The organism is Methanobrevibacter sp. (assembly GCF_030539875.1).
Lineage (GTDB): Archaea > Methanobacteriota > Methanobacteria > Methanobacteriales > Methanobacteriaceae > Methanocatella.
The window spans coordinates 1-15,903 of record NZ_JAUNXI010000018.1; the positions used below are offsets into that span (position 1 = coordinate 1).

Consider the following 15,903-nt stretch of genomic DNA (forward strand, 5'->3'; position numbering starts at 1 on the left):
ATAAAATTATATATAATAATATTCTTAATAAATAATAATGGTTAAACTTTAATAAATAGCTTATACATTCTTTAATTTAAAATGTTGGATTTGACATTGGTTTAATTAAATTTAATATTTTTTAATAAAGACGATGTTTATTTTAGTAAATCAAATTTAAATTAATATTAATGCGAGTAGTAGGATGATTGAAGATAGTATACGTGTTCTTAGGCAAGCTGCAAAAGTTTCTTCAAATGGAGAGTACAAGATTGAAAAAACTTGGTGTGTTATTGCAGGAAATGCTGAGTTAATTGATAAAATTGCTTATAAGGCTATTGCATCGCATCACAGTGTCAAAATATTGTTCAGGGAACATGTAATCTTAAATGAAGGTAAATTAGATAAAAAATATGACTTCATCATGCTGTATGGCAGTTCCATTGTTATTGATGAGTTTAAAAATTTTTCAAGCCAAAATGGTGGGGCTTACGTAAGAATATTGCGCAAATATTTATCTGATGAACCAAATTTGATGGTCTTCATTGCTCCGGACAATATAATTAAAAAAGCAGTTTCTTTGATTGAAAAATCAAAAGTATCATTTGCGATTTTACAGGATTCACAAACTACCGGATTTATTGATGTTGATTTAAATAGTGAAGTAAAACTGCCGAATTTTATTAAATCTGCATTGAAACCATTTTATAATGTGAATGAAGTTGTTTTGTCAACAATTTTGATTTCTGTAGATAAAAAAGAGGAAATTAAAAAAGTTCAAAGTATAGCTACATCTAACAGAATTTTCGTTATAGACTTTAAAGATATTGTAACGGAGGAGTAATCATGAACATTTTTGGAAAAGAAGAGGAAGAACCACAAATTAATGACACCAAAGTTATTAGCAATAGTTTAGGAATTGATTTAGGAACTTTAAACACTGTTATTGCAAAACCTTCAGGGGATAAATTTGATTTATACCAAATCCCGTCTGTTGTTGCTGTTAAAAAAGATGATCCATCAGAAGTTTTAGCTGTTGGTGAAGAGGCTAAAAGAATGCTTGGAAGAACTCCGGAGGATATTCTTGCAGTAAGACCTTTGAAAAAAGGTGTAATTGAAAATGTTGTTCAGGCTCAAGCATTATTAATTAAAGCAATGCAAATTGGTATTAATGAAGGCGAAAGCGTTGGGAGAATTGTTATCGGTATTCCTGGAGATGCTTCTGAAGTGGAAAAAAATGCTGCTGAAGAAATTGGTAGAAAAGCAGGGGCACAAAATATTTTAGTTATTAGTGAAGGATTGGCAGCAGCTATTGGTGCGGGATTACCTATCGCAGAACCAAACGGAACCATGGTTGTTGACGTTGGTGCGGGATCAACTGATATTGTAATCATTTCTCTTGGTGGTATTAACGATATTGAAACTGTTAGATGTGGTGGAGACGATATTGATAACAAAATTGTTGAACTCGTAGCGGAAAAATATGATGTAGCAATTGGTATTCAGGATGCTGAAGCCGCTAAAATTGAAGTGGGTATGGTTCACTGTTCCGAACAATTAGAAAATCTAAGCGTAGAAGTAATCGGTAAATCTTTAGAAACTAATAGGCCTAAAAAAGTTGTAATTGACTCAATGCTTGTTGCTGATGCTGTTGAACCTTTCATGCAACAAATTATTGGTGGATTAAATGTAATATTAGAAAGATTATCTCCTGAATTAATGATGGGTGTTTACAATAATTCTGTTGCTGTTGGCGGAAGTTCTAGACTTCGCGGTATGAAAGAAAGAATATTTGATGAGATTTCCATACCTATTGAAGTTTCAGAAGATCCAATGACTGTTGTAGCAAAAGGCACAGCAATTGTTGCTGCAGAACCTCTTGCATTAGAACCTGAAGTTCGTCTCAGAGCTATGAAATAAATATTTTTATTTATTTCTTTTTATTACTTTTTTTTTTACTGATTTTTATGGATATTTTAGGAATTGATGAGGCAGGCAGAGGCTCTGTTTTAGGGCCTATGGTTATTGCAGGAGTTATTGTTCCTGAAAAAATGGATAAAGTTCTTGAAAGAATGGGTGTTAAAGATTCAAAAAGAATCACTCCTAATCGTCGCACAATCTTGTCTAGAAAATTAAAAAAGATGTTTGAATATGAGATTGTTATTATTTCCGCTCGTGAAATTGATGAATTAAGGGCAAAAGGTGTTAATCTTAATGAAATAGAAAAAAATGCTATGGAAAGTATTATTTTAAAATTAAAACCCGAAAAATCCATTGTTGATGCAGTTGATGTTAAAGCAGAACGTTTTCAGGAAAACTTATGTAAAGATACTGGTTGTAATGTAGTTGCAGAACATAAAGCGGATGATAAGTATATTGAAGTTGGCGCAGCGTCTATCATTGCTAAAGTTGAAAGAGACAATTATATTAATGAAATCAATAAAGAATATATCAAATCTGGTGGTATTGGCTCAGGTTATCCTTCAGACCCTGCAACAAAAAAATTTTTAACTAATTTTACCTATGATGAAATGCCGGATTTTGTTAGAAAATCATGGGCTACTGTTGCAAAAATGAAGTAATTAAGTTCTTTTTTAAATAATATTTAAGTATATGTATTTATAAATTATTCTTATAAATAATTTTCAATTTAATATTTTTAGAGGATGAAAATGATTATTGAGTATATTATGCCAATTTTTGATGGAGTAATGGATATTTTCACCCAAGGGGGAATTATTACCTATATAATTCTTTTTGTTGGAATTTATGGTATTATTATTGCATTGAGAAAGATTGCATATCTTAGAAAAATTAGTGAAGTGGATACAACAGAAATTTTAGGTGTTGTAACCGCATCTATGGAAAGGGGTGGGGCTGTAGAAGCTTTAAAACAAATAAACAGTTTTAAAAATCCTATTTCCAGAATTATTTCTGAAACTTTAAAGATTGGTTATAAAAATAAGGTTGAAGTTGAAGAAAGTATGGAACAAATCTTAATTGTTGAAGTTGGAAAAATGACTAATGGGTTGGGCACCATTAAAACCCTTACTGAACTGGCTCCATTTTTAGGTTTAATTGGAACTGTTATTGGTATTTGGATGACTTTTAAAGCATTAGGCGTTCAGCCGGACTCTGCTGCAATGGCGGAAGGTATTTATGTTGCATTAACTACTACTATTATGGGGCTTTTAGTTGCAATTGTATTGTTGCCGCTCCATACTTATATTCAGGGTCTTATTGAAGTGGAACTGGATAAAATTGAACTTGCTACAAAAATGACCAATTGGGGATATGCGGTTGTTAAAGTTAGAGTTGATTCTAATGTGGAATGTGCACTTGAGGCATTACAAGAAGCTGAAGGTGTTGTTAATACAAGGCTGATTTCTGATCCGTATGCCAATATTAAAGTTTCTTTCAAACCAAGTATGTTGGATAAAAGTATCTCGAATATTATTTTAGAAAAATGTAATGTTAATGCGGAAATTACAGAAAGTAAACTAAAACAATAGGTGATTACATGGCTATTGATGTTAGAAAACATAAAAAGAAAGTTTCTGATAGCAAGTTAAATATTAATTTAGTTCCATTTATTGATATTTTATTCACCATTATGATTTTTTTAGTTGTTACAAGTAATTTTTCAGCTACTGATGTTCAAACCGACGATTCTGATGTTGCGGATGCAACTGGAAAACCTAATGTTACTGATGTTTCTGGGGATGTTGAATATTATGTAATGCCTGTAGCTAATCTACATAAAGTTACAGTAAATGGTCAAGACAGGTCAGATGCAATTTCGGGTAATGCGGTTGGAGTTCAAGCAAGGGTAATTGATCAGGGTCAGATTATAATCAAGCCCGGAGAAATTGATATTGTAACTCCTGCAGGTTTTCCAGCCGATAAAGCGGTTCAACGTCCACAAATTTAAAAATTGAGGAATAAAAATGTATACAGGTAGAATTCTATCCGCGGGAATGAACTGTGACGGTAACTCTTTTGTTGCATATAGGGTTTCAAGCAGGTCATTTCCAAATAGGCAATGTTTAAAATATGAAAATCGCGCATCTGTTGTTCCAAAAGAAGGATTTGAAAAGGATATTTATGTAAATCCATATATTACCTACAATTGTATCCGTATTGTGAAGGATGTTGCAATTGTATCTAATGGATCTCAAACAGATGTTATAGCAGATAAAATAGCTGTAGGAATGGATATGAGGGATGCGATGGCATATTCATTACTTACAATGGACTATGAAAAAGATGATTATCATACTCCAAGAATTGCGGCTGTTGTTTCATCAAGTACTGATGAAGATGAATACGAATGTTTCATTGGCATAGTCAATGATAAAAAAATATTTGTTGAACAAGTTCCATATGGTAAGGCAGCATTCATTTCAACATATGGCAGTCAATTACCTGATGCTGTTGATTTTGAAGCGAAAACCTCTTCTGAAGGGGCTAAATATATTTTTGATGAAGGTATTTTTGCAGATTATGAAAAGCCGGTTTCTTCTTCAGCATCTGTTTTTGATGGGGAATGGACTATTGATGTTTACAATCCCTAATTTTTCTTTTTTTATTTTTTTTAGATGGTTATTATGAGTATTGAATTATTTGGTTTAGAGAATATTCCTATTATTGATGGGAATAGCGATATTTCGAAAATCATTGCAGAAGCTATTGAAAAACAAGGTTGCGGACTTCTTCATGGAGATATTATATTGATTGCTGAAACTTTAATTTCAAAAGCCGAAGAAAATTTCATTAAACTGGATGAGCTGACTCCTTCAGTCACTGCTCTTGAATTGGCCAAGATGTGTAAAAAGGATCCTAAATTGGTGGAGGCTATTATTCAGCAGTCTAACGAAGTTGTTGAAGTGGGTCCAAATTTTATTATAACTGAAACACTTCACGGTTTTGTTTGTGCTAATGCAGGTATTGATGAATCCAATGTAGGTAATGGCCTGGCCACACCTATGCCTCGTGATGCTGATAAATCAGCTTTTGAAATTCGTGAATTTTTAGAAGATAAGTTCGGCCAAGAAATTGCAGTTATTATCACTGATACTCAGGGAAGGGCATTCCGGTTTGGTGCTGTAGGTACTGCAATTGGATGTTCGGGCATTTCCCCGATATGGAAACGAGTCGGTGAGAAGGACTTATATGGTAGAGAACTTGAAACTACCGAGATTGCAACCTGCGATGAATTGGCATCTGCAGCATCTCTTATTATGGGTCAGGCTGATGAAGGTTTGCCTGCTGTTATTATCAGAGGTTTTCAAAGTTTCGATGATTTAAGGGATGTTAATTCAACAATCAATCCTGTGCTCATGCCGAAGAAATTTGATGTATTTAGAAAATAAGTGGTTTTATGATTACTGTTTTATCTGGTGGAACTGGTACTCCAAAGTTATTGCAAGGGTTAAAGGAAGTTATTGATCCTGGTGAATTAACAATTATTGTTAATACTTTAGAAAATGATTATTTTTCAGGCGTTTATGTCTCTGCAGACATTGATACCGTATTGTATACCATGGCAGACATGATTAATGATGAGTTATGGTATGGTGTTAAAGACGATACGTTCATAACTCATGAAAGGCTTGAAGAAATTGGTTGTGAGGAATTACTTAGAATCGGAGATATTGACCGTGCAACTAAAATACAAAAGACACAGCTAATGGAAAAATATGGCCTTAATAGGGCATGTGAAATTCAAGCAAGGAATATGGGTATTTCTTCAAGGATTATTCCGATGAGTGAGGAAAATTCAGATATTAAAATTATTACTGACATTGGTGAATTGGAATTCCATGACTTTTTAATTAAGCACCAATCTGAGCCTGAAGTGTTGGATATTAAGTTTTCTAATGTTTCTCCATCTGAAGGAATAACTGAAGCTATTAAAAATTCAAAAGCGGTGATTATCGGTCCATCAAATCCAATTACTTCAATTTTACCAATTTTATCTTTAGAAGGTGTTCGCGATGCCTTAAAAGATACTTATGTTATTGCAGTATCTCCCATTATCGGTTCTGATTCTGTTTCTGGGCCTGCAAACAAGTTTATGAAAGCATTAGATATTGAAGTTTCATCTGTTGGCGTTGCTTTGCTGTATAAAGATTTTTTAAATACGATGATAATTGATGTGCAGGATGAAGACAAAAAAGTTGAGGTAAATCAAATAATTAATAAGGTATTACTTACAAATACCATAATGAATAATTTAGATGCTAAGAAAAATTTGGCTAAAATTATTATTGACTGTATTCCTTAATCATGAAAAGAGGTTATTCAATGATACAAATGACATTAATACAAATTGACAATTACGGGCCTTGGACTGTTACTCCAAGACCTAGAACTGAATCTGACTTACAAATTCTTCAAGCAAGACTATTTGCTGATTTAAATAGTTATTTCGGATCTAAAAAAGGTTTGGTATTCTTTACCAGATTTGATAACTTGCTTGCAATTTCAAATGGTATAAATGAAGAGGACCATTTAAGAATTCAAAGGTCTATTAGAAACAAGTATCCTATTACCATAAGTATGGGAGTAGGTGCTGCTAAAACTCCTCATGAAGCTCAAAAATTAGCCACCATTGCTCTTCAAAAAGCGGGCAGCGCTCAATCCGGAGAGAGAAAAGAAATTTTGGCGATTGATAGTTTGGTTGATGAAGACCACAGTTTTGTTCAAGCAGCTCATATTGATATTAATAGTGTCACAGAAACCTTTACAGATATTGAATCTGCTTTTGATGCGAGTTTCAGTGTTAATAAAGCTCAACATTACTTAATGACCAAGTTAATTAAAAAAGGAGCATTACTGTTCTTCATTGGTGGGGACAATTTCATGGCGCCATGTAACGGTTTGTCTGAAAAGGAAATCGAATCCTTATTGATTGAAATTGATGAGGAAATCGGAATCCAGCTTAAAGCAGGAATTGGAAGGGCTAAAAATGCTGAAGATGCGGCTTATATGGCAGACATCGGTTTGGAAGAAATTCGTGCTCACAATAATGGAATGTGGACTTGGGTTGTTGAAAAAGACGACTGAGGAATTTTCATGCTTAAAGTAGTTGCGCCAATGGCAGGTATAACTGATGCTGATTTTTTAAATAAAGTTATTCCTTATGGATTTAATGTGGCTACTTTGGGAGGATATAGTTTAGACACTCCAACTATTGAAGCAAGTAAAAAAATCATTCAAAGGGGCAGGAAGGAATTTGATTTTCCTTTGGATATGATTTTTAATCATATTGAAAATGAAGTTGGTTTAATTAAGAAATTTCATCGGAATGTAAAAGTTTCAGCTAATGTGCGCTCAACAAATCCTCAGCCAATTATTGAAGTTGGAAACATTAAAAAATTGGATATTGTAGAGATTAATTGTCATTGTCGTCAAAATGAAATTTTAGCTATTGGTTGCGGACAAGAAATGTTGAAAAGAGATGATTTAAATAAATTCATTTCTCAAATTGCTGATAATGTTTCCAGTGAAGTTTCAGTTAAGATTAGAGCTAATGTTGAGGGTGTAGATTCTTTAAAAATCGCCAAGTTGGTTGAAAATGCAGGGGCCGATTATTTGCATGTTGATGCAATGAAACCGGGTGTTTTTGAAGCGGACTGGCAACTTTTAAAAGAAATTTGCAATAATGTAAATATTAAAGTTATTGGTAATAATTCTGTAAATTCGCTAGAAAATGTTAAAAAAATGATTGATACTGGTGTAAACGGATTTTCAATAGCTCGTTCGGTTATTTCTGCTAATTTGGACTTTGATATAACTAATTTTTAATTTTTTTTTAAAACAATTGTTATTAGAAAGTATTATTAATAGTCTTAAATATAAATTAATTTATAGGTGATTTCATGGATTTTATAACACTTAAAAATATTACTAAAAATTTTGATGGTGTTGATGTTCTTAAAGATATTAATTTAAAAATTGCTGAAGGTGAAACTTTAGGTATATTGGGGCGTAGTGGAAGTGGAAAGTCTGTTTTGATTAATATGCTCAGGGGTACGTTGGATTATAAACCTGATGCAGGTCAGGTTATCTTCAATATAGCTGTTTGTCCTAATTGTTTAGCAGTAGATTCACCGTCACATGCTAATGAAAAATGTAGTTGTGGTGCAACTTTAGAGGCAAAAGAAGTTGATTTCTTCAATGCTGAGAGAAAATTATTCGCAAGTATAAAAAGAAGAATTTCCATTATGCTGCAACGTAATTTTGCGTTATATGATGAGGAAACTGTTATCGAAAATGTAATGAGGGCAATGCCTGAAGGCAAAGAGTATGATGAAAGTATTTATGATGCTTTGGAGTTATTGGAAATGGTTCAGATGAACCACAGGATTACTCATATTGCTCGTGATTTAAGTGGTGGTGAAAAACAAAGGGTTGTACTTGCAAGGCAATTGGCTAAATCTCCAATGATGTTTTTAGCTGATGAACCGACAGGTACTTTGGATCCACAAACTGCGATTAAACTTCATAATACTTTGAAAGAGGGCGTTAAAGACGAAGGAATCACTATGTTAATTACTTCACATTGGCCTGAAGTAATGGTTGAATTGGCGGATAATGTAATTTGGCTGGAAGATGGCAGAATTAAGCAAGAAGGCAACCCTCAAAAAGTTGTAGATGAATTTGTAGCTACAATTCCAATTCCTAAAAAACCTGAAATTCCGGAATTCGGTGAACCGGAAGTAATTCTTGAAGATGTTAAAAAGCATTATTATTCCATTGAAAGGGGTGTTGTTAAAGCAGTTGACGGTGTAGATTTAACCATCAATAAAGATGAAATCTTTGGTATTGTAGGTTTAAGCGGTTCTGGAAAAACCACTACAACCAGGATGTTAATGGGACTAACTGAACCAAGTGGCGGAAATATACAGATTAAGCTTGGTGATGACTGGATTGATATGACTAAGGTAGGTCCTCTCAACCGTGGACGTATCATGCCGTATATTGGTTTATTACATCAGGAATATTCATTATATCCTCACAGAACTATTTTAGGTAACTTAACTGATGCAATTAGTTTAAATTTACCTGCTGAGTTTGGTAAAATTAAAGCAATTCATGCATTAACCACTGTCGGATTTTCAGATGATGTTGCAGAAACCATTCTTGATAAATATCCTGATCAGTTAAGTGTAGGTGAAAAACATAGGGTTGCTTTAGCACAAGTTTTAATTAAAGAACCTACTTTGATTCTTTTAGATGAACCGACAGGTACTATGGATCCTATTACCAGGGTTATTGTAACTGATTCCATATTAAAAGCCCGTAATGAATTAGAGCAAACATTCATTATCATTTCTCACGATATGGACTTTGTTTTGGATGTTTGTGATAGGGCTGCTTTAATGAGGGGCGGTAAACTCTTAGATATAGGAACTCCTGAAGAAATTGTTGATAAATTGACTGCTGATGAAAAAGAAGACATGCTTAAGGAAAGATAGGTCTTTTTATTCATTCAATTCTTTTTTTATTTTTTTCCAATTTGGACAAAATTTGTCCATTAATTTTTTAAACTTTTTCCCATGATTGAATTCTATTAAATGACATAATTCATGAATTAGAACATATTCTAAACAGGTCTGATCTTTTTTTGCCAAATTCAAATTCAGGGTTATTGTCCTATCATGCCATCTGCAGTTGCCCCAATTTTTCATTTTTCTAATCTTAACTTCCGCAGGGGATTTTCCAACAATTTTTATGCATTTATCTAAAACGAGATGTAATGCTTCTTGAAGCTGGCTTTTATAAAATTTCACCATTATCTCTTCTCTTTTTTCTATTGTATTTTTGGAAGGTGTGGGTAAGTATAAAATAGAGTTCTCTTTATCAGCCAATACTTGTTTTGCAGTGCTGTTTTTGATTAATTTTAAAGTGTATGCTTCACCCCATAAATAGTGTTTTTCGCCGGTTACATATTTTAGGGGAGGCTGGATATTGCTGTTTAAAATAACTGTCTGCTTTTCTAAAATCCATTCTCTTCGAGATTTTATAAATTCAAGTAAATCCTCATCTGATATGGATGATGGAGCGGATAATTTAACATCTCCATTCGGAGGTATGACCCGAAGATATATGTTTTTTATATTTTTCAGCTCTAAATTAATGGTGATGCCGTCAATTATTAATTGTTTTTTCATACTAGTCTATATAAAAATTAGTGATTGATATATTAAAAGTTTGGTTATCAATTATCTTTTTGTTTGTCATCACGAGTTTTAGTTAATAATCCGTCTTCTAAAAAAGATTTATATATAGATAGTTAGAATAAATTATATTATTATAATTTTATTAATTATCATGATTGTATTCGCAGTGGCGAATAAATATTTGGAGGTTTATTATGACTTGGGAAGATGCGCCGTCTCATATTTGTAGAGGAGGAGATGCTAGGGGGCTTGCTTTTTGTTGCCCACCAGTTAAACCATGTCCTGTTTTAAACGTATTGCATGAAGTTAATTTAACTACTCAGGAATATATTGAAATTAAGACTCAATTTGCTAGAGAAACCAGATTAGGTGAAGGGGCAGGTACTTGTTTCGGATCACTTGTATGGTGTTGTAAACCATCTAAACCATGCCCATTAAGAGACATGACATTAAAAAGTATGGGCATGACTCATGATGAATATCTGGACCTGAAAAAGGAATTGTCTGAAAAGTTGGTTAATGTTGACAAACCGGCTCCAGATGAAAAAGCTGAAGCATTAGCCGAAACATTCCATGTTACAAAACTTGAGGCTATGAATGTTTTAACTGAATGTAATAATGATTTAAGGGCAGCTGTAAAAGTTTTACATACAAGGTCTCTTGAAACTTCTGATTAAAATGGATTGGACTTCTCTTTATTTGAAAACTGCTGATTTGAATATTTTTATTTTAGGTGCTGGTGAGGTTGCAACTAGAAGGGCAAATAAATTTCTGGACCATGGAGCTAATGTAAGGCTGGTTGGAAATGAGTTGTCTGAAGAATTGAAATCCAAAGGTGCGGTTTTATATTCAGTTAATGATGTGGATGATTTGGTTAAATGGGCTGATTTGGTTGTAGTGGCCAGCGGCGATAAGGAGTTGTCTGATTATGTTTGTGGAATTGCTCAGGATAAACTTGTAAACAGGGCGGATTTTCCACAAGAGGGAAATGTGATTGTTCCAACAAGTTTTAATATTGGAGACATTGAAATCTCTATTTTTACCAATGGCAAAAGCCCTCTGATGGCCCGACAGCTTAGAAAAAAAATTCAATCAATCATTACAGAAGAGGATATTCTGGAAATCGAACTTCAAGATTATGCCCGAAGCAAACTGAAGAAAGTTATTTCAAATCAAAAGAAAAGGCGGAAATTTCTTTATGAACTCTTTGAAGATAAAAAAATCAATGATTTGATTGAGAATAATGAAATTGACGAAGCCAAAAATCATATTGACAATTTAATAAGGGGATTACTTTGATACTAAATTTAAGAGTTGACCATAAAATTGCAGATATTCAATCTATGGAAGTTATTTCAAAAGAAATTGATGAATTGTTCGCCAATTTACATGAGAAATATTCAATCGGAGAATATGTTGAAATCAGCACATGCAATAGAAAGGAATATTATATTCACAATGATTACATTCCTGAAGATGAAGAGTTATTGTCTCATGAAAATATGAGTATTGTTATAGATTATGGCCAATCTGCAGTTATGCATCTGCTTAGGATGACTTCCGGTTTAGAATCAATGATTGTTGGTGAAGACCAGATTTTAGGTCAGGTAAAAGATGCGAAACATAAAGCTATAAAGAATCGCCATTGCGGCAAGGTTCTTGATTTGATTTTTACTAAATCAATTCATGTTGGCAGGGTTGTTAGAAATAAAACCAATATTAATAAAGGTTCAGTATCTATTGGTTCGGCAGCTATCGATTTGGCTGAAAAGCACATTGGCTGCTTGGATGATAAGTCTGTTTTGGTAATTGGTGCTGGAAAAATGGGTAAACTGGTTGCCAAAGCCCTTGCGGAGAAGGATTTGAATGCTATTTTTGTTGCAAACCGTACTTTTTATGTTGCTGTTGAACTTGCAAAAGACTTGGGCGGAGAAGCTATTCTATTCAATGATTTGGAAAAATATTTGGCCACTGCCGATTTAGTTATTAGCGCCACCAGTGCCCCCCATCCGATTATTACTAAGGAACGCCTTTTGGGAATTGACATGGATTATGAAGACATAATGATGGTGGATATTGCAAATCCTCGGGATATATCTGATGATGTTTCTGATTTGGGCGTTAAATCATTTAATATTGATGATTTAAGAGAAATTGCTGATGAAAACACTTCCCGCAGATTGAAGGAATTCGGTGAAGCTGAAAACATCATCAATAATGAGTTTGTTTTACTTAAAGAATCCTTTAAAATAATGAGTATTGATGAGTTGCTCGGTAACTTAAGAGCATCTATGGAAGAAATAAGAGAACATGAAACTCAAAAAGCTAATGCTAAGTTGGTTGATGTAGATGGCAGTGCAAAAGTTTTGGATAATTTAACAAATTCGATAGTGAATAAGATATTTTATGACATATCCAAAAAAGTTAAGGAAGCTGCAAAAGAAGAAAACGAGGATATAATCGCAGCCTGTGAGTATATTTTTAATTAAAGTCATATTTTGTTTATTCAAACATTCCTTTGACTTCATTATTTTTAATTTTAGTTGACTTTATAGCATAATCAATATTCTTCATGGTGATTATGTCGCTATCATTAGCGATTGCATTGTGAAGAGCTGTTTTTAATATTTTTTCTTTAATGTCTCTTCCGGATAATCCTTTAGTAATTTTAACAATTTTTTCTAAATCCAGTGTATAATCCAATGGGAATGTTTTTAAATTATTTTCTAAAATGGTTAATCTCTCTTCATCATCAGGTAATTTAAATTCAATTTCTTCTTCAAACCTGCTTCTTATAGCATAATCCAAATTATTTGAGTTATTGGTTGCACCAATAGTTATTACAGATTTATTTTCATTAATTCCGTCCATTTCAGTTAAAAGTGAATTAACAATTTCAGAAACGTCTCCCCTAATTGATTGGAAAGATCTGTGCAGTGCAATAGCGTCAATTTCATCAATGAAAATTATTGACGGTGAGCTTTCACTAGCTTTTTTAAACAGATCATGAATTTTAGATGCACTGTCTCCGACATGGTCTCCGATTAATGAAGTTGCTTTTATTAAATATAATGGAACTTCAAGCTCGTTGGCAAGTGCTTTAACAAGCATGGTTTTGCCGGTACCTGGAGGTCCGTAAAACAGTATGTTGTTTGGAGCCCATGGACCAAATTTTTCAGGGTCCTCCAAGAATTTTGTTATGACTTTTACTTTATTTTTAGCATTAACCTGCCCAACAATATCTGAAATATGAATATCTGTTTTAATTGAAGTTATTTTCTTTTTATCTTTTAATTCATCAGTTATTAATTTGATTCTTGTGTTTTCAGATATTATGGAGTTATCGGGTTTTGCTTTTATAATTTCAAAACCGTAATCAGGTACGATTTTTTGATCAAATAAATGTGAGTTTTCACGAACAACCAATCCTAACCATTGTTCACGTGCGTATTCTTCAAATAATCCTTTGTTTGTAATTTCTATATCTTCATCCATTAAGTTGAATTCAAAAGGATAGCCAACAGGTTTTAAAATGACACATTCGGCATATTCTCTATCTTCTGTTTCTTTGACTGTCTGTTTTTGATTAGTTGTTTTTATTTCAACTTTTTTATTATCACTTTTCACAAACTCACCTCCGATATTTTTACATATCTAAATTGTTTTTAATTATTTAAATAGTTGATGTGATGAGATATTTCCTGAGATTTTTTTAAGTGATATTTAAAACAAGACTGATATTATTTATTCATGAAACATTTTTAATGATATTTGAATTAAAACCATTCATCTAATTCTTGACATTGTGGGGTGTGGTTGGTTAATAATTATTTCATACTTTCATATAATTCTTTCATTTTAAGTGAATCAATGTCTCTAAGAGGGGTTTCACATATAATATTTGCGTTCCAACCGTTATCGATTAGATTAGAAAGTAAATCTTTGATATTTGGTCCGTATTCATCATTTTCATCTAGTGTGTGATGTTTCACTTCTCCACCGTGACCATATTCAATAGTTGTGAAATGGCAATGCAGGATATCAATGTCTAGCTGATTTTCAATAGCTGAAAAAATACAATTATAATCTTCCTTTTTAGTTAAATATCCTCTGCCTCTTGCATGGATATGTGCAAAATCAATTGTTGGTTCAAAATGATCAAAACTGGCGCATAATTCAATAACTTCTCCAATATTCCCAAGTTGAGTTCTTTTACCTGTGGTTTCAGGTGCAAATGTAAACTCTCTGATTCCTGCTGCTTCAAGCTTTTCAAATAATCGATTAATGGTATTTTTTGATATTTCCATTGCTTTTTCAGGTTTTCTATTTAAATATGCTCCGGGATGAAATACGAGTCTGTATGCTCCCATCCATTCTCCTGCACGTGCTGCTGCTATCAAATGCCCAATACTTTTCTCAAGTTTTTCTTCTTCTTTTGCACATAAGTTAATATAATACGGAGCATGCATTGAAACTAAAATATTGTGTTTTTCTGATTCTTCTTTTAGTGTAGTGGCAGAGGATTCTCCAATTCTAACGCCATATGGAGACTGGTATTCATAAGAGTCAAGACCTTCTTGTGAAATATATTTTGGTGCTTTATAACCTGCACCTTTATAACCGACCGGACTTCCGGCAGGTCCAAAAAGTACTTTATTTTTCATTTAAATCTTTTAAAAAATAGTAAAAAGGGGAATTTAGAATATTCCCATAGCCTTATTGGTTTTAGCAATTGATTTTTCGTTGTCACTTTCCATTTCTAAAAGTGCACGGATGGCATCAATATTTTCAGGAACAACGTCGGATTCTTGGTGCACTGCTTGCATGTAGAATAATTCGTTTCCTACAACATTGACGGATTCTCTCCAAACCGGAATTTCATATAAGTCATTTCTGTTTCTTCCAAGTTCTTTAGCATATTCCATTAATTCTGCAGTAGATCCAAGTCCTTCTTCTGCTGAAACAACAATGACTCTAGAACGTTTTTCTAAAGTTTCAAGGATATCTTCGGTTTCTACATCATTATTAATTTCAACCATGATGTTGTGCTGGTGCATTAATGTGGTTGGAACCAGCAATGCCATAGTTGTAACATCAATTCCCTTCATAACGGTCTTCACATCAGGCCCGTGGTGGGAAGGTACTTTCGGAGGATTTGGGACAATTGCATTAATAGGCCCCTTTTTAATTTCAGACGGGTCTGATCCTCTTCTTACCATCACTGCTCTAACTTTTTTAATATCTGCAACTGAATCAATAGTATGTAATGTACGGGTTAATCCTGTAGTGTTACAGGATACTACTCTGGTATAATCTGCACCGTATGAATCATCATAATTGGAAATAGCATTAAATGAAAGGCCAGTTAACTCGTGGTCTTCTCCGCCCTGGTAAATTGCTTTAACTCCTGCCTTTTTATACATCTCAAGGTTTTGCGGCCCAATAGTTCCTGGAGTACAGTCAACAACCACATCTGCTTCCTGAATCATGTCTTCAACAGTACCGGCTATTTCAATTCCTGCATCTTTGAACATTTGTTCTCTTTCCGGAATTCCAATGTATAATGGATAGTTTTTTTCTTCAACTGCAGTTTTTGCTTCGTAGTTTGGTCTAGTTTTACTTACACCAATTACTTTCATATCATCCTGAGCAGCTACAGCATCAGCCACTCTCTTACCGATTGTTCCATAACCATTTATAGCAACAGTTTTCATTTTAATCCCTTTTTTATTAATAT

At 33.3% G+C, this 15,903-nt stretch carries 18 protein-coding genes; 14 read left to right on the forward strand and 4 right to left on the reverse strand.

All coding sequences use genetic code 11. The annotated features are described in order from the left end of the window. The first annotated feature begins 184 nt into the window (after positions 1–184). From Q4Q16_RS07405 to atwA, 11 genes are all read left to right on the forward strand, one after another. A complete protein-coding gene (locus tag Q4Q16_RS07405) occupies positions 185–823 on the forward strand; it encodes a hypothetical protein (protein ID WP_303347088.1) in 639 nt (212 codons plus the stop codon). Positions 824–825: 2 nt separating this feature from the next. Then, positions 826–1,899, forward strand: a complete 1,074-nt coding sequence (locus Q4Q16_RS07410) for a rod shape-determining protein (protein ID WP_303347089.1) — start codon at positions 826–828, stop codon at positions 1,897–1,899. Between the two features lie 47 nt (positions 1,900–1,946). Beyond that, positions 1,947–2,561 carry a ribonuclease HII gene (gene rnhB, locus Q4Q16_RS07415; protein ID WP_303347090.1) on the forward strand — a complete coding sequence of 205 codons (615 nt, stop codon included), beginning with the start codon at positions 1,947–1,949 and terminating at the stop codon, positions 2,559–2,561. Positions 2,562–2,651: 90 nt separating this feature from the next. Beyond that, positions 2,652–3,491, forward strand: coding sequence for a MotA/TolQ/ExbB proton channel family protein (locus Q4Q16_RS07420; RefSeq protein WP_303347091.1), 840 nt, complete (start codon positions 2,652–2,654; stop codon positions 3,489–3,491). An 8-nt stretch (positions 3,492–3,499) separates the two neighbouring features. After that, positions 3,500–3,910 carry a biopolymer transporter ExbD gene (locus Q4Q16_RS07425; RefSeq protein ID WP_303347092.1) on the forward strand — a complete coding sequence of 137 codons (411 nt, stop codon included), beginning with the start codon at positions 3,500–3,502 and terminating at the stop codon, positions 3,908–3,910. Between the two features lie 16 nt (positions 3,911–3,926). Further along, positions 3,927–4,553, forward strand: coding sequence for an IMP cyclohydrolase (locus Q4Q16_RS07430; RefSeq protein WP_303347093.1), 627 nt, complete (start codon positions 3,927–3,929; stop codon positions 4,551–4,553). Positions 4,554–4,577: 24 nt separating this feature from the next. Beyond that, on the forward strand, positions 4,578–5,351 hold the full coding sequence (locus tag Q4Q16_RS07435; RefSeq protein ID WP_303347094.1) for a coenzyme F420-0:L-glutamate ligase: 774 nt from the start codon (positions 4,578–4,580) through the stop codon (positions 5,349–5,351). An 8-nt stretch (positions 5,352–5,359) separates the two neighbouring features. After that, complete coding sequence (gene cofD, locus Q4Q16_RS07440; RefSeq protein ID WP_303347095.1) at positions 5,360–6,265, forward strand: 2-phospho-L-lactate transferase; 906 nt, start codon at positions 5,360–5,362, stop codon at positions 6,263–6,265. A 20-nt stretch (positions 6,266–6,285) separates the two neighbouring features. Continuing rightward, a complete protein-coding gene (locus tag Q4Q16_RS07445; protein WP_303347096.1) occupies positions 6,286–7,047 on the forward strand; it encodes a GTP cyclohydrolase III in 762 nt (253 codons plus the stop codon). A 30-nt stretch (positions 7,048–7,077) separates the two neighbouring features. Continuing rightward, positions 7,078–7,788 carry an MJ0144 family RNA dihydrouridine synthase-like protein gene (locus Q4Q16_RS07450; protein ID WP_368660220.1) on the forward strand — a complete coding sequence of 237 codons (711 nt, stop codon included), beginning with the start codon at positions 7,078–7,080 and terminating at the stop codon, positions 7,786–7,788. A 74-nt stretch (positions 7,789–7,862) separates the two neighbouring features. After that, positions 7,863–9,461 (forward strand): methyl coenzyme M reductase system, component A2, encoded by a 1,599-nt coding sequence (gene atwA, locus Q4Q16_RS07455; protein ID WP_303347098.1) that lies wholly within the window; start codon positions 7,863–7,865, stop codon positions 9,459–9,461. Positions 9,462–9,467: 6 nt separating this feature from the next. Here the strand turns inward: atwA and Q4Q16_RS07460 are convergent, their stop codons facing one another. Next, entirely contained in the window at positions 9,468–10,157 is a 690-nt protein-coding gene (locus Q4Q16_RS07460; protein WP_303347099.1) for a M48 family metallopeptidase, read from the reverse strand. 203 nt (positions 10,158–10,360) lie between these two features. Between Q4Q16_RS07460 and Q4Q16_RS07465 the strand changes: the two genes are divergently transcribed. From Q4Q16_RS07465 to hemA, 3 genes are read left to right on the forward strand one after another with little or no spacing between them, the layout of a single operon-like run. Next, positions 10,361–10,843: a methanogenesis marker 9 domain-containing protein gene (locus Q4Q16_RS07465; protein ID WP_303347100.1), complete on the forward strand. Its 483-nt coding sequence runs from the start codon at positions 10,361–10,363 to the stop codon at positions 10,841–10,843. Between the two features lies 1 nt (position 10,844). Further along, complete coding sequence (locus Q4Q16_RS07470; protein ID WP_303347101.1) at positions 10,845–11,465, forward strand: bifunctional precorrin-2 dehydrogenase/sirohydrochlorin ferrochelatase; 621 nt, start codon at positions 10,845–10,847, stop codon at positions 11,463–11,465. Next, the gene (gene hemA, locus Q4Q16_RS07475; RefSeq protein WP_303347102.1) at positions 11,462–12,655 is read left to right on the forward strand and encodes a glutamyl-tRNA reductase; all 1,194 of its coding nucleotides are present in this window, start codon (positions 11,462–11,464) and stop codon (positions 12,653–12,655) included. Before Q4Q16_RS07470 ends, hemA begins: the two co-directional genes overlap by 4 nt. A gap of 13 nt (positions 12,656–12,668) precedes the next feature. On the opposite strand, the gene Q4Q16_RS07480 is transcribed toward hemA, so the two are convergent. From Q4Q16_RS07480 to Q4Q16_RS07490, 3 genes are all read right to left on the reverse strand, one after another. Next, a complete protein-coding gene (locus Q4Q16_RS07480) occupies positions 12,669–13,793 on the reverse strand; it encodes an AAA family ATPase (RefSeq protein ID WP_303347103.1) in 1,125 nt (374 codons plus the stop codon). Between the two features lie 200 nt (positions 13,794–13,993). After that, positions 13,994–14,830, reverse strand: coding sequence for a TIM barrel protein (locus Q4Q16_RS07485; protein WP_303347104.1), 837 nt, complete (start codon positions 14,828–14,830; stop codon positions 13,994–13,996). 33 nt (positions 14,831–14,863) lie between these two features. After that, positions 14,864–15,880: a phosphorylating glyceraldehyde-3-phosphate dehydrogenase gene (locus Q4Q16_RS07490; RefSeq protein WP_303347105.1), complete on the reverse strand. Its 1,017-nt coding sequence runs from the start codon at positions 15,878–15,880 to the stop codon at positions 14,864–14,866. Positions 15,881–15,903 lie beyond the last annotated feature (23 nt).